The 13,640-nt window shown below is 69.6% G+C and carries 11 protein-coding genes; 7 read left to right on the top strand and 4 right to left on the bottom strand.

Going from position 1 to position 13,640, the window contains the following annotated elements; genetic code table 11:
• Nucleotides 1-103 precede the first annotated feature (103 nt).
• Genes AC3RJ7_RS15015 through AC3RJ7_RS14990 form a run of 6 tightly spaced genes read left to right on the top strand, consistent with a single transcriptional unit; the run spans nucleotide 104 to nucleotide 7,453 of the window.
• Nucleotides 104-1,147, top strand: coding sequence for a LacI family DNA-binding transcriptional regulator (locus AC3RJ7_RS15015; RefSeq protein ID WP_491456652.1), 1,044 nt, complete (start codon nucleotides 104-106; stop codon nucleotides 1,145-1,147).
• Complete coding sequence (locus AC3RJ7_RS15010; protein ID WP_491456651.1) at nucleotides 1,144-2,739, top strand: FAD-dependent oxidoreductase; 1,596 nt, start codon at nucleotides 1,144-1,146, stop codon at nucleotides 2,737-2,739. The genes AC3RJ7_RS15015 and AC3RJ7_RS15010 overlap by 4 nt, the downstream gene beginning before the upstream one ends.
• Before the next feature lie 11 nt (nucleotides 2,740-2,750).
• On the top strand, nucleotides 2,751-4,028 hold the full coding sequence (locus tag AC3RJ7_RS15005; protein ID WP_491456650.1) for an ABC transporter substrate-binding protein: 1,278 nt from the start codon (nucleotides 2,751-2,753) through the stop codon (nucleotides 4,026-4,028).
• Nucleotides 4,025-5,005 (top strand): carbohydrate ABC transporter permease, encoded by a 981-nt coding sequence (locus AC3RJ7_RS15000; protein ID WP_491456649.1) that lies wholly within the window; start codon nucleotides 4,025-4,027, stop codon nucleotides 5,003-5,005. The genes AC3RJ7_RS15005 and AC3RJ7_RS15000 overlap by 4 nt, the downstream gene beginning before the upstream one ends.
• A complete protein-coding gene (locus AC3RJ7_RS14995) occupies nucleotides 4,995-5,831 on the top strand; it encodes a carbohydrate ABC transporter permease (RefSeq protein ID WP_491456648.1) in 837 nt (278 codons plus the stop codon). The genes AC3RJ7_RS15000 and AC3RJ7_RS14995 overlap by 11 nt, the downstream gene beginning before the upstream one ends.
• The gene (locus AC3RJ7_RS14990; protein ID WP_491456647.1) at nucleotides 5,828-7,453 is read left to right on the top strand and encodes a glycoside hydrolase family 13 protein; all 1,626 of its coding nucleotides are present in this window, start codon (nucleotides 5,828-5,830) and stop codon (nucleotides 7,451-7,453) included. The genes AC3RJ7_RS14995 and AC3RJ7_RS14990 overlap by 4 nt, the downstream gene beginning before the upstream one ends.
• A gap of 112 nt (nucleotides 7,454-7,565) precedes the next feature.
• Here the strand turns inward: AC3RJ7_RS14990 and AC3RJ7_RS14985 are convergent, their stop codons facing one another.
• The 4 genes from AC3RJ7_RS14985 to AC3RJ7_RS14970 all read right to left on the bottom strand — a co-directional run bounded on the left by AC3RJ7_RS14985 (nucleotide 7,566) and on the right by AC3RJ7_RS14970 (nucleotide 11,454).
• Nucleotides 7,566-8,486 (bottom strand): alpha/beta fold hydrolase, encoded by a 921-nt coding sequence (locus AC3RJ7_RS14985; protein WP_491456646.1) that lies wholly within the window; start codon nucleotides 8,484-8,486, stop codon nucleotides 7,566-7,568.
• Between the two features lie 129 nt (nucleotides 8,487-8,615).
• Nucleotides 8,616-9,272 (bottom strand): response regulator transcription factor, encoded by a 657-nt coding sequence (locus tag AC3RJ7_RS14980; RefSeq protein WP_491456645.1) that lies wholly within the window; start codon nucleotides 9,270-9,272, stop codon nucleotides 8,616-8,618.
• Nucleotides 9,260-10,990 carry a sensor histidine kinase gene (locus AC3RJ7_RS14975; RefSeq protein ID WP_491456644.1) on the bottom strand — a complete coding sequence of 577 codons (1,731 nt, stop codon included), beginning with the start codon at nucleotides 10,988-10,990 and terminating at the stop codon, nucleotides 9,260-9,262. Before AC3RJ7_RS14975 ends, AC3RJ7_RS14980 begins: the two co-directional genes overlap by 13 nt.
• A gap of 92 nt (nucleotides 10,991-11,082) precedes the next feature.
• Complete coding sequence (locus AC3RJ7_RS14970) at nucleotides 11,083-11,454, bottom strand: YccF domain-containing protein (protein ID WP_491456643.1); 372 nt, start codon at nucleotides 11,452-11,454, stop codon at nucleotides 11,083-11,085.
• Nucleotides 11,455-11,501: 47 nt separating this feature from the next.
• Between AC3RJ7_RS14970 and AC3RJ7_RS14965 the strand changes: the two genes are divergently transcribed.
• On the top strand, nucleotides 11,502-13,571 hold the full coding sequence (locus tag AC3RJ7_RS14965; RefSeq protein WP_491456642.1) for a M13 family metallopeptidase: 2,070 nt from the start codon (nucleotides 11,502-11,504) through the stop codon (nucleotides 13,569-13,571).
• Nucleotides 13,572-13,640: the final 69 nt, after the last annotated feature.

The following is a 13,640-nucleotide window of genomic DNA, read 5'->3' as shown; positions in this document are numbered from 1 at the left end:
CCGAGTGCGGCGATTTGTCAAGTGGGGTTGCGGAATTTGATGATGCGTATTAGCGTCACTGCTCGACACCCCGCCAATAGGCATTATCAGCACAGGAGTTCAGATGGCACCGAAGCCTCGTCGGATCACCCAACGGGAGATCGCCCGCATCGCAGGGGTGAGCCAGACCACCGTATCGATGGTGCTCAACGACCGCGATGGCTCGAACGTGCGCATTCCCGAGGAAACGCGTGCGCGGGTCAAGGCTGCCATCGAGGCATCCACATACGTCGCCGACCCCGCTGCTCGCCGGCTCGCCGGTCTCGACAACCAGATCGTCGGGGTGTTCACCTACGAGGCGGCCCTCTCGCCCGAGAGCATGGATTTCTACGGCCCGCTCCTCAACGGCATCGAGCGGGCGGCGGAACGCATCGGCTGCGACCTGCTGTTCTTCACGAGCTCGCCCGTAGAGGACGGTCGCCGCAGCCTCTTCAACCGCAAGACACGGTTGCGGCTCGCAGATGGCTGCATCCTGCTGGGCCAGCAGATGGATGCCTCGGAGCTCGAGCGGCTCGTCGAAGAGCGGTTCCCGTTCGTGGCGGTCGGTCGCCGCGACGAGACGGAGGCGACGGTGCCCTACGTGGGACTCGACTACGTCACCCCGACGCTCGCACTCGTCGAGCGCTCACGGGCGCTCGGCCACGAGCGGGCCGTCTACCTCCGGCGCGAAGGCTCCAGCCCGACCGTCCGCGACCGCCTGCAAGCCATCGAGTTGGCGGCGTCCGACGGTCGCTTGGAGTTCTCCATCCTCGAAGAGGCGGATCTCGCAGGCCTCGCCGAGCATGTTCGCGCCGCGCGGGCGAGCGTCGTCTTCGCCGAGGACGTCTTCCTCGCCGAGGACGCGATCCACGCACTCACAACCGCGGGGGTCGTCGTGCCCGACGAGGTATCAGTGGCGGCGCTCGCCGAGGTGCGGGGGCACCGCAGTGGTGATCGCGCCCTCACGGGATTCCGGGTGCCGCGCGAGCGAGTCGCCGCGACGGCGCTCGAAATGCTCCAGCTGCTCATCGCCACGCCCGTCGAGGAGTGGGAGGAGCTCGACGTGCAGCGCCTCCTCGAAGCCGAGGTGGAGATCGGGGAGACCGTCGTCGAGCGTGCTGCGCGATGAGGGCGCTCGACACCGACGTCGCGATCATCGGGGGCGGTCTCGGCGGAGTCGCCGCCGCGCTCGCCGCGCTCGAACGCGGTCTCCGCGTCGTCCTCACCGAGGAGCATCGCTGGCTCGGCGGTCAGCTGACCTCGCAGGCCGTTCCGCCCGACGAGCACATCTGGGTCGAACAGTTCGGGATCACATCGCGATACCGCGCGTTGCGCGAAGCCATCCGCGAGTACTACCGACGCAACTATCCGTTGACCGAATCCGCGCGCTCGGAGCGCGCGCTCAACCCCGGCCGTGGTCGCGTCAGCCGCCTCTGCCACGAGCCGCGGGTCGCCGAAGCCGTGATTCGAGAGCGGTTGGCTCCGTTCGAGTCGAGTGGCCGGCTCGTCGTCGTCCGACGAGCGGTTCCCATTTCGGCGCTGGTCGAGGACGACCTCGTCCGCGAGGTCGTCGTGGAGCGCAGCGGGAGCGGCGCGCGAACCGTGATCAGGGCACCCTTCGTGCTCGACGCGACGGAGACGGGGGACCTTCTCCCGCTCACCGGCACCGAGTACGTCGTCGGAGCGGAATCGCACGAGGAGACGGGCGAGCCGAGCGCGCCGGTCGATGCCGACCCGGCGAACGTGCAGTCGATCGCCTGGTGCTTCGCGTTCGACCACGTCGACGGCGACCACACGATCGAGCGACCGGACGACTACGAAGAGTGGCGTGGGCTCGAGCCGCCCTTCTGGGGTGCGCCGATGCTGTCCTTCGTCGCCCCGAATCCCCGCACGCTCGTGCCCGAGGCGCGCACGCTCGGAGTGAATCCGAGCGAGGAACGCCACGGCGATCCACGGACCGATGCCGGTGACCAGGACCTCTGGACCTTCCGCCGCATCGCGGCGCGGCAGACGTTCGGTGAGGGCTTCTACGAGAGCGACATCGTACTCGCGAACTGGCCCCAGCTCGACTACCTCGGCGGCTCGATCATCGACACCGACGAGCGGGATCGGCACCTCGCCGCCGCGAAGGCCCAGTCGCGCGCGTACTTCTACTGGCTCCAGACCGAGGCGCCACGACCCGACGGCGGATTCGGATGGCCCGGACTGCGCTTGCGCGGGGACGTGATGGGCACCGACGACGGGTTCGCGCAGGCACCGTACATCCGCGAATCCCGGCGCATCCGCGCGCTCCGCACGATCGTCGAGCAGGACATCTCGGTCGCTGCACGCGGGGATGCCGGACCGGTGACGTTCCCGGACTCCGTCGGGGTCGGGATGTACCGCATCGACCTCCACCCGTCGACTGCGGGCGACAACTACATCGACGTCGAGTGCGCGCCGTTCGAGATCCCGCTCGCCGCGTTGGTCCCGTTGCGGATGAAGAACCTCCTGCCGGCCGCCAAGAACATCGGCACCACTCACATCACGAACGGCGCGTACCGCCTGCACCCCGTCGAGTGGAACGTCGGCGAGGCGGCGGGCGAACTCGTGGCGTTCTGCCTCGAGCACGCGATCCTTCCGAGCGACATCGCCTCGGACCCGGAACTGATCGAACAGTTCCAGCACCGGCTCACCGAATCGGGAGTCGAAATCCATTGGCCCGAGATCCTCGGCTACTAGGAGAGAGAAACATGATCACAGCAAAGAAGCTGGGCGGAGCGCTCGCGCTCGCGACGGCGGTCGGCCTCGCCGTCGCCGGATGTCAGAGCAGCCCGGGTGCAGCCCCACCGACGAGCGCGGCGCCGGGAAGCGTCGACTTGCGGATGACCGTCTGGACCTCGAACGAGGACCAACTGGCGTTGTTCGACTCGATCGCGGAGTCCTATCGTGCGGACCACCCGGAGATCGGCACGATCACCTTCGAGAGTCTGCCGTTCGAGGAGTACAACACGACGCTCACCACGCAGATCGCGGGTGGCAACGCTCCCGACCTGGCCTGGATGGGCGATCTCTCCAAGGACCTCATCGCGTCAGACGCCCTCATGCCCCTCACCGAGAAGCTCGAAGCCACGGAGGGCTGGGACTACGACGATCTCCTCGAGAGCGTGACCGCCGAGTTCTCCGTCGGCGACGAGTTGTACGCCTACCCGTTCTCCAACTCGCCCTTCGCGCTGTACGTCAACACCGACCTGATCGATCAGGCCGGGCAGGAACTCGACGAGGACCCGACCTGGGAGGAGGTCTCGGCGATCGGCGCTGCCGTGAACCGGGCGACGGGGAAGGGCGGGTTCGTGATTCGCGACTTCAACTACTCGTCGTGGAACATGCTCGGTTCGGTGTGGCCGGGCTGGGGCGCCGCCGCTTGGAACGCCGACGGGACGAAGTGCACGATGGACAGCCCGGAGATGGTCGAGGCGTTTCAGTTCCTGCACGACGCGGTCTACGTCGACGGCTCGATGCCGGGCCCGGGTACCACTGCCGACTTCTTCGCCGGCGACTCGGCGTTCACGGTGGCGCAGGTCTCCCGCGCCGCGCTGCTCGACGGCTCCTTCGGGTACGACGTGATTCCGCTGCCCGAAGGGCCCGCCGGCGAATACTCGGTCATCGGTCAGGCCGGCGTCGGCGTGCTGTCCTCGAGCGCACACGCACAGGAGGCGACCGACTTCCTCGCGTATCTCACGAACCCCGAGAACGCGGCGCTGCTCGCACAGTACTTCCCGCCGCCCCGCGAATCACTGCTGACCGGTGAGAAGCTGGCCGAGAACAACCCGAAGCTCACCGCCGAGCAACTCCAGCGCGTGGTCGTCGACCAGATCCCCGACGCGATCACATTGCCGAACCACACGAACCCTGCCGAGATCGCCCAGACGGGCAAGACGGCGCTCGACGCGATGTGGACCCCCGATGCCCATGTCGAAGCGGTCCTCGGCTCGGCGTGCGACGCGATCCAGCCCCTGCTCGACAAGTGACGGCGATCCGCGAAGCGAAGACCGCCCGCGCGACCCCGCGGGCCCGGGAGGCGACCCCGCCTCCCGGGCCCTCGGGCCCGGCCCGCGGGCGGCCGTTCTGGACGACGCGGCGGCGCGATGCGCTCACCGGCTATCTCTTCGTGGCGCCGCAGCTCGCCGGCGTGGCCGTGTTCGTGCTCGTGCCCGTCGTGCTCGCGGTCTGGTACAGCCTCAACGAGTGGAACATCTTCCGCGGTGAGCTGACGTTCGTCGGCGGGGCCAACTACGCCGCGCTCCTCGACGACCGGCAGCTGCCCGCCGTACTCGCGGCGACCGCCGGGTTCTCCGTCGGGGTCGTCGTTCTGAACATCTCGCTCGGCCTCGCTCTCGCCGTCATGCTGAACCGCCGCTTCCGCGGCGTCACGGTGTTCCGCACCCTTTTCTTCTCACCGGTCGTCGTCTCCGTCGTCGCCTGGACGCTCGTGTGGGGCTTCCTCCTGCAGGACAACGGCGGTATCAACGCGGCGCTCGAGGCGATCGGTCTGCCGGGAACCAACTGGCTCGTCCAGGGCGACACCGCCATGATCGCCGTCATCGTCACGCAGGTGATCCGCAGCGTCGGCGTGAACATGGTGCTCTTCCTCGCCGCGCTGCAGGGCGTGCCGTCGGAGCTCTACGAGGCTGCCCGAATCGACGGTGCGCGCAGCGGGACGATCTTCCTCCGCATCACGCTCCCGCTGATCTCGCCGACCCTTCTCCTCACCGCCATCCTGACGATCGTCGGCGCGCTGCAGTCATTCGCCCAGATCGCCGTACTCACCGAGGGCGGGCCCGGGCTCGCCACGACGGTGCTCGTCTACTACGTCTTCCAGCAGGCGTTCGAGTTCAGCGACATCGGCTACGGGTCGACGCTCGCGCTCATGCTGCTGACCTTCGTCATGCTGCTCACGCTCCTGCAGTGGCAGCTTCGTCGGAAGTGGGTGTTCCATGAGCAATGAGCGATTCCGGCGCATGGCGCTCGTCATCGCGCTCGCGGTTCTCGCGGTCCCGTTCGTCGTTCCGACGATCTGGATGGTCGCGTCGTCGTTCAAGCCGCTCGCCGAGATCTTCCAGTCTCCACCGACGCTGTTCACGAGCTCACCGTCGCTCGATGCGTACGCCGAGGCCTTCACGTTCCAGCCGTTCGCCCAGCAGTACTTCAACAGTGTGTACATCGCGGTCGTCGTGACGCTCGTCACCCTGCTCGTGTCGAGCCTCGCCGGGTACGCGTTCGCCCGGGTGCGCTTCCCCGGGGCGAACGTGCTCTTCCTCGTGGTACTCGTGGGCCTGTTGGTGCCGAGCGAGGTGACGATCGTGCCCCTGTTCCAGATGTTCAAGCAGGCGGGTCTCGTCAACACGCACTGGCCGCTGATTCTCGTGACCGCGCTCGCCGGTCCATGCGTACTGGCCACCTTCATCATGCGGCAGTTCTTCATCGCGCTCCCGGCGGAGCTCGAAGAGGCGGCTCGCCTCGACGGCCTGGGCCGGCCGGCGATCTGGTTGCGCATCGCACTGCCGCTCGCGAAGCCGGCGCTCTCGGCCGTCGCGATCCTCACCTTTCTCGCCTCGTGGAACCTCTACCTCGAGCCGACGGTCTACCTCACGTCGCCCGAGCTGTTCACGCTGCCGCAGGCGCTCACCCGATACACCGACGCCTACGGGGGTGAGATGTGGAACACGCAGCTCGCCGCCGCGACGATGACCGTCGTCCCCATGCTCGTGGTCTTCGTCGTCGCCCAGCGGCAGTTCGTCGAGGGCCTCGCCCACTCGGGGCTCAAAGGATGAGCACGGACGAAGGGGTGGGCTCCGAGGAGTGGTGGCGATCCGCCGTGGTCTACGAGATCTACCCTCGCAGCTTCCGCGACGGCGATGGTGACGGTGTCGGCGATCTCGAGGGCGTGCGACAGGGATTGCCCTACCTCAAGTGGCTCGGCGTCGATGCGATCTGGTTCACTCCGTGGTATCGCTCACCGCTCGCCGACGGCGGATACGACGTCGAGGACTATCGGGCCATCGATCCGGTCTTCGGAACGCTCGAGGCGGCGGAGCGGCTGATCGGCGAGGCTCGCGAGCTCGGTATCCGGACGATCATCGACATCGTCCCCAATCACGTGTCCTCCGCGCATGCGTGGTTCCAGGCCGCCCTCGCCGCGGAACCGGGCGACGACGCTCGCGCACGATTCTGGTTCGCCCCCGGCAGGAGCCCCGAGGGTTCCGTCCCGCCGAATCGATGGAAGAACAACTTCGGCGGTGAGTCGTGGACTCGGATCGCGGACCCGAACGGGCATCCGGGAGAGTGGTACCTGCACCTGTTCGCCCTGGAGCAACCTGACCTCAACTGGGAGCACCCCGACGTCGCGCGAGAGCACGAAGACCTGTTGCGGTTCTGGTTCGCGCGCGGCGTCGCCGGGGTCCGAATCGACTCCGCGGCGCACATCATGAAAGACCCCGCCCTCGGCGAGGACCGGGGCGACCACGCACCCGGCCGGCATCCGAACCTCGATCGCGACGAAGTCCACCCCGTCTACCGGCGGTGGCGCGAGATCGCCGATGGCTACGACGAGCCACGTGTCCTCGTCGGAGAGGTGTGGATTCCCGACGCTGATCGATTCGCCAGGTATCTCGCTCCCGACGAACTGCACACCGCGTTCAACTTCGATCTCATGACGAGGCCGTGGGATGCCGCCGCCTACCGGGCGTCGATCGACCTGATGATGTCCGCCCACGAACCGACCGGCGCTCCATGCACCTGGGTGCTCTCGAATCACGACGTCACCAGACCGGTCACCCGCTTCGGGCGCGACGACACCGCGTTCTCCTTCGAGACGAAGCGCTGGGGGATCCCGAGCGACGTCCGACTCGGACGTCGCCGCGCTGAGGCTGCCGCCCTGCTCGTCGCCGCGCTCCCCGGATCGCTGTACATCTACCAGGGCGATGAACTCGGCCTCCCCGAGGTCGAGGACCTCGATCACGCCGAACTCCAGGATCCGATGTACTTCCGCACCGATGGCGCGAATCCAGGACGCGACGGCTGCCGCGTCCCGCTGCCATGGCATGGAGAGGCTCCACCGTTCGGGTTCTCGCCGGACGGCGTTCGCACGTGGTTGACCCAGCCCGATCAGTGGGGTCGGCTCAGCGTGGCCGCACAACGCGAGAACGAGCACTCGACCCTCAACCTCTACCGGTGGGCGCTCCGCCTGCGGAAGGAGCTCCCGGCGGCGGGAATCGAGTGGATCGATGCCGGCCCCGATCTCCTCGCCTTCCGTCGCGGCGAGATGGCCTGCGTGACGAACTTCGGCGCAGGGACCCGATCGCTGCCGGTCGTGCTCAACGTCTATCTGGCCAGCGCCCGGTCGCCACGGGGGGAGATCGCCGGCGACACCACGCTCTGGGGTGCGCTCGCGTAGTGCCTCGGCGACCCGGTCGCCCGGGTGACACGACCGGATGCCGGCCGGGCTGTCCGGCATCCGGTCGCCTTCGGGACCCGGCGCCGTTCTCGGGTTGCGGCGCCGGCCCGGCTCATGCAGCGGTGCGCACGCTCCGCTCTTCGCCGCGCTCGATGCGGTCGACGGCATCGACGCCGCCGCCGACGAAGGCCGTGATCGCGTCGAGGGTGCGATCGGCCCCGAGCAGCCTGGCGTGGCCGGATCCGCTCGAGAGCAGCATCCGCGACCGGTCGCCGTGGGCCGCATGCAGCAGCTCGCTCTGCGCGGCATCGATCTCGCGGTCCTCGCGGTCGTGCAGCAGCAGCAGTTCGACCGACGCGGGAAGCGGTGCGGCGATCGTGTCGAAGCGGCGCCACGGGTCGGACACGTCGGGGAACACCCGGCGGGTGTAGCGCTCGCGCTGGATCGCGGCGGCGCGTTCGCTGAGGCCGACACCGTGGGCGAAGGCGTCGAACAGGTACCGGCCGGAAGCCATCGCCGCGAGGCCGACGACCCCCCGCGTGGACACGCCGTCGCGCACCGCGGTCATGGTCGTGAGGGCGCCGAGCGAATGCCCGATGATCGCCTCGAACCGGCCGTACTTGAGGTGCAGCCGGTTGATCGCCTCCACCCACGAGCGGATGTCGGTGTGCCGCCCGCCGGCGTCGCCGTGGGCGGGCGCGTCGAACGCGACGAGGTGGAATCCCGCGGCGCGCAGCTCGCGGACGATCGGTGCGAACTGCGACGCGCGGCCGCGCCAGCCGTGCACGAGCAGCACGGTGCGGGGACCCGTGCCCCACTCGTAGAGCACGCCGTCGCCGTGCGGCAGCCGCAGCGGATGCCGCACGGCGGCGAGGTGGACGGGCTGTTCGCTCGGCTGCACGACCCGTGAGGGGCGCGTGCGCTCGAACATGGGGCCGGCGAGGCTCGCGGCGAGTGCGTGCGAGACGTGGTCGGCGGTGCGCACCGCGCCGAGCGCGGCGTTCGTCATCTTGACGGAGGTCGACAGAGCCATTGGTGATCCTTCCGGGAGCGGCTCGCGTAGGGGCGCGCACGGCATACTCTCCTCGCGCGGCGCCGGCGCCGACATGGACCCATGTCGCCATTCGGGCCCGGTGACGGCACCCAGAACGGGGGGTGCGACTCAGTCGGCCGCGCCGTCGAGATACCGGATCACCGCGAGCACGCGCCGGTGGTCGTCGGCCGTGACGGGCAGTCCGAGTGCGTCGTAGATGCCGGAGGTGTGCTGCACGATCGCCTTCTCGGTGAGCACGAGCCGCTGGCCGATCCAGGCGTTGCTGCGCCCCTCGGCCATGTACGCGAGCACCTCGCGCTGGCGCCGGGTGAGCTGCCGCACGAGGCCGTCGCCGCGCCCCGCCCGCGAGATGAGCACGGCGACCACCTCGGGGTCGAGCGCCGTGCCGCCGTCGGCGACGCGGCGCAGGTCGTCGCGGAACGTGCCGACGTCGGCGATGCGCTGCTTCAGCAGGTAGCCGATCCGGGATGCCTCGCCGTCGAGCAGCTCGAGCGCGTACCGTCGCTGCACGTACTGCGAGAGCACGACGATCGCGATCCCGGGGCGCTCGTGGCGGATGCGGAGCGCCGCCCGCAGGCCTTCGTCGGTGTGCGTCGGCGGCATCCGGATGTCGGTGATGACGAGGTCGGGGGAGTGCGCGGCGACCGCGTCGAGCAGCTCCTCGGCGTCGCCCGTCGCTGCGACGACCTCGAAGCCGCCCTCCTCGAGCAGCAGCCTGAGGCCCTGCCGCAGCAGGGTCTCGTCCTCCGCGATCACGACCCGCACGGCAACTCCGCGGTGAGCCGGGTTCCCCCGTCGGGGGCGTTGTGCAGCGTCATCCGACCCCCGATCGCGTCGATGCGGTCGGCGAGGCCGGCGAGCCCGCGGCCGCGATGCACGCCCGTGCCGCCCACGCCGTCGTCGGCGATCTCGACCGTCAGCACGTCGCCGTCGCGGGCGAGGCGCACCGAGGCGGATGCCGCGCGCGCATGCTTGGCCGTGTTGGCGAGGCCCTCGGCGACGACGAAGTAGGCGACGTTCACGACGGTCGGCGACAGCGGGGCGTCGAGCCCGTCGGCTCGTAGGGTCGTCGGGATCGGCATGCGGTCGACGAGGTCCTCGGCGGCGAGGACCAGGCCCCGCTCGACGAGCGCCGACGGCATGACCTCGTGCACGAGCCTGCGGAGTTCGTCGGCGGCCTCCTCGATGCCCTGCCGCAGCGTCAGCGCCCGCTCGCGATCGGCCTCGTCGCGCGCGTCGTCGTGGATGCGGCCGGCCTCGAGGGCGAGCAGCACGAGCTGCACCTGGAGTCCGTCGTGCAGGTCCTTCGCGATGCGCGCGCGTTCACGGTCGGCCGCCTCGACGAGACGGACGCGGGAATGCCGGAGCGCCGTCTGGCTGGCCCGCAGCTCGGTCGTGAGGCGCTCGCGGGCGATCGCGATCGCGGCGACACGGCCCACGGCCTGCACGCGCTTGGGGTCGGCGACCAGCCGGTCGTCGTAGACGATCGCGCCGACGGGTGCGCCGTCGGACTCGATGACGGCGAAGCCGCGACCGGGGGCGTCGGGCGGGTCGACGCCGATGCCCTGCTCGTCGACGAAGCCCTCGCGCACCGGCAGCCAGTAGACGAGTTCGACGCTCGGGTCTCCGAGCGCTCGCGCGATCGCCGAACGCAGCGGCTCGCGGCCCGTCTCCGTGCCGAGCCATGCCGCGAGCTCCTCGAGTTCGGCCGTGCGTTCGAACCCGCCGACGAGCACGCCGACGGTGAACGCGATCGCGAGACCGGCGATGAGCGCGAGCTGCACGAAGAGGATCATCTCCGCGCTCAGTCCGAGCCCGAGGTTCGCGATCATCGGGATGAGCACGATCGACGCCATGCCGTAGAGGTAGAGCGGTGCGAGCACGCGCCGGCGCGGCGGCGACGCAGCGTGGAGCCGTACGCCGAGCACGACGGCGGTCGCCACGACGACCGCGAGGCCGGCCCATCGCTGCACCTCCACCCCGATCGCGGCGAGCTCGGCGTTCGGCTCGATGAGGGGCGCGAACAGGCCGGCGCCCCACACGTAGAGCGGGATCTGCAGCACGAGTGCGACCATGTAGCCCGCGATCGCGATGACGCGCGAGATCGGGTCGGGGAGCCGCCCCGACGGGAACGCGAGCAGCAGGTGCACGATGACGGCGAGGATGGCGGTCGCGAAGACGTTGCCGACGACGACGCCGAACTCGATGCCGGTGGCGAACAGGCCGCCCGCGAGCAGCGAGACGCCGCCGATCCAGATCAGCAGACCCGTGCGGCTGCTCGGCCGCCGTCGCCACGCGATCGTGCCGGCGATGAACCAGGCGAGCGCGATCGCGGGGAACAGGGCGTCGGCCCAGCCGTCGGGCAGGATCGGTACGAGCAGCGCGAACTCGAGCGCGGCGAACAGCACGCCGAGCACCATCATGAGGGTGAGCGCGGCCCCGAGCGACCGTGCGAGCGGCGGCGCCGACCAGTCCTCCGCCATGGCGCCTCACCTCCGGGGCGCCGGGTCGCACCCAGCCCCATCTTGGCCGAGCCCGCCGCCGAAGGGAATGGACCTGGGTCGCGTGCCGACGGTCAGGCGTCGACGATCTCTTTTCCGAGCGGTGCGAGCGAGACCGGCACGAGCTTGAAGTTCGCGATGCCGAGGGGGATGCCGATGATCGTGATGCAGAGCAGCAGGCCCGCGACGATGTGCTCGAGCGCGAGCCACCAGCCGGCGAGGATGACCCAGATCACGTTGCCGATGAACGACCACGCCCCCGAGGTCGGCTTCTGCACGACGGTGCGACCGAACGGCCACAACGCGTACAGCGCGATGCGGAACGCCGCGATGCCCCACGGGATCGTGACGATCAGGATGCACATCACGACGCCGGCGAGGACGTACGAGATGAACAGCCAGATGCCCGAGAGCACGAGCCAGATGATGTTCAGCAGCGTCTTCATGTCGATCTTCAGCCTATGCGCCGGAAGCCGAGCATAGGCTGTTGCGCATGACCGACGTCGCGCTGCCCTCCGGAATCACGCTTGACGAGCTCGACCCGGGCGTGCGCCCGCAGGACGACCTGTTCCGGCACGTCAACGGCAGATGGATCGAGCGCACCGACATCCCGGCCGACAAGGCCAGGTACGGCTCGTTCTACATGCTGCACGAGGAGGCCGAAGAGGCGGTCCGCGAGATCATCGAGGAGTCGCAGCAGGCCGAGCCCGGCACCGAGGCGCGCAAGGTGGGCGACCTCTACGCGAGCTTCATGAACGAGGAGCGCGCCGAGCTGCTCGGCGTCACGCCGATCGCCGGCCAGCTGCTCGAGGTGTCGCTCGTGAACTCGATCGGCAGCTTCGTCGAGACGCTCGGCCGGCTCGAGCGACAGGGCGTGTCGGGCTTCGCGCAGCTGTACGTCGACAACGACCCGGGCGACCCCGAGCGCTACCTCGTCTTCGTCGAGCAGGGCGGCATCGGCCTGCCCGACGAGAGCTACTTCCGCGAGGAGCGCTTCGAGCCGATCCGCGAGGCCTACCGCGCGCACCTCGAGCGGATGCTGCGTCTCGCGCAGCTCGACGGGGCCGCCGAGCGCGCGGCCCGCGTCTTCGAGCTCGAGACCGAGATCGCGAAGGTGCACTGGAACAACGTCGACTCGCGCGACAGCGAGAAGACCTACAACCTGAAGAGCTGGGTGGATGCCTCGGCGCTCGTGTTCCCGGGCTCCGAGCCCGCCTCGTCGGGGCTCGCCGTGTGGCGCGACGCCATGGGCGTGCCGGCCGGCGCGTTCGACGAGCTCGTCGTGCGGCAGCCCTCGTTCGCGCAGGGACTCGGCGAACTGCTCACCGCGGACCGCCTGCCGGCCTGGCGCGACTGGCTCGCCTGGCAGGTCGTGCGCTCGAGCGCCGCGTACCTCTCGAGCGATCTCGTCGAGGCGAACTTCGACTTCTACGGCCGCACGCTGACGGGCACCCCGCAGATGCGCGAGCGGTGGAAGCGCGGCGTCTCCCTCGTCGAGGGGGCGATGGGCGAGGCCGTCGGCCGCATCTACGTCGAGCGGCACTTCCCGCCGGCGGCGAAGGAGGCGATGGACGAGCTCGTCGCGAATCTCGTCGAGGCGTACCGGCAGTCGATCCAGGGGCTCGGCTGGATGGGCAAGGCGACGAAGAAGAAGGCGCTCGACAAGCTCTCGAAGTTCACGCCGAAGATCGGGTACCCGGTCAAGTGGCGCGACTACTCGTCGCTCGAGATCGACGCCGCCGACCTCGTCGGCAACGTGCGCGCCACCGCCGAGTTCGAGTTCAACCGCGAGCTCGGCAAGATCGGGAAGCCGATCGACCGCGACGAGTGGTTCATGACGCCGCAGACGATCAACGCGTACTACAACCCGGGCTTCAACGAGATCGTCTTCCCGGCCGCGATCCTGCAGTTCCCGTTCTTCGACGCCGGCCGCGACGCCGCCGCGAACTACGGCGCGATCGGCGCGGTCATCGGGCACGAGATCGGGCACGGCTTCGACGACCAGGGCTCGAAGTACGACGGCGACGGCCGCCTCACCGACTGGTGGACGGCCGACGACCGGGCTGCGTTCGAGGAGCGCACGAAGGCCCTCATCGAGCAGTACGACGCGCTCGTGCCGGCGCAGCTGGCCGACGGTCGCCCCGCCGCGACGGCGCCCGGCGAGGACGGCTCGGCCGAGGCATCCACCGGGGGCGACGCCGAGCCGGACGCGGCGCCGCACGTGAACGGGGCGCTCACGATCGGCGAGAACATCGGCGACCTCGGCGGGCTCGCGATCGCGTGGAAGGCGTACGTGCTCTCGCGGGGCGGCGACGTCGACGGCGCCCCCGAGATCGACGGCCACTCGGCCGTGCAGCGCTTCTTCCTGTCGTGGGCGCAGGCCTGGCAGATGAAGGGCCGCGACGAGGAGGTGGTGCGCCTGCTCGCCATCGACCCGCACTCGCCGAACGAGTTCCGGTGCAACCAGATCGTCCGCAACATCGATGAGTTCTACACTGGCTTCGGAGTGACTGAAGATGACGCCCTCTGGCTCGACCCTGCCGAGCGGGTGACCATCTGGTAGTCGCAGATCCGAAATCCGAGTATCCGAACAACTCGAGCGCGCCGCGGCCTGCGGTGGGGGAGCGCCGAC

This window comes from Agromyces solani (assembly GCF_058349925.1).
This window is presented reverse-complemented; position numbering and strand designations above follow the sequence as displayed.

Coding starts and splice junctions, on each gene's coding strand:
- AC3RJ7_RS14965 (WP_491456642.1), top strand. CDS start 11,502: ATGACCGACGTCGCGCTGCCCTCCGGAATCACGCTTGACGAGCTCGAC.
- AC3RJ7_RS15015 (WP_491456652.1), top strand. CDS start 104: ATGGCACCGAAGCCTCGTCGGATCACCCAACGGGAGATCGCCCGCATC.
- AC3RJ7_RS14995 (WP_491456648.1), top strand. CDS start 4,995: ATGAGCAATGAGCGATTCCGGCGCATGGCGCTCGTCATCGCGCTCGCG.
- AC3RJ7_RS15010 (WP_491456651.1), top strand. CDS start 1,144: ATGAGGGCGCTCGACACCGACGTCGCGATCATCGGGGGCGGTCTCGGC.
- AC3RJ7_RS14975 (WP_491456644.1), bottom strand. CDS start 10,990: ATGGCGGAGGACTGGTCGGCGCCGCCGCTCGCACGGTCGCTCGGGGCC.
- AC3RJ7_RS14970 (WP_491456643.1), bottom strand. CDS start 11,454: ATGAAGACGCTGCTGAACATCATCTGGCTCGTGCTCTCGGGCATCTGG.
- AC3RJ7_RS14990 (WP_491456647.1), top strand. CDS start 5,828: ATGAGCACGGACGAAGGGGTGGGCTCCGAGGAGTGGTGGCGATCCGCC.
- AC3RJ7_RS14985 (WP_491456646.1), bottom strand. CDS start 8,486: ATGGCTCTGTCGACCTCCGTCAAGATGACGAACGCCGCGCTCGGCGCG.
- AC3RJ7_RS15005 (WP_491456650.1), top strand. CDS start 2,751: ATGATCACAGCAAAGAAGCTGGGCGGAGCGCTCGCGCTCGCGACGGCG.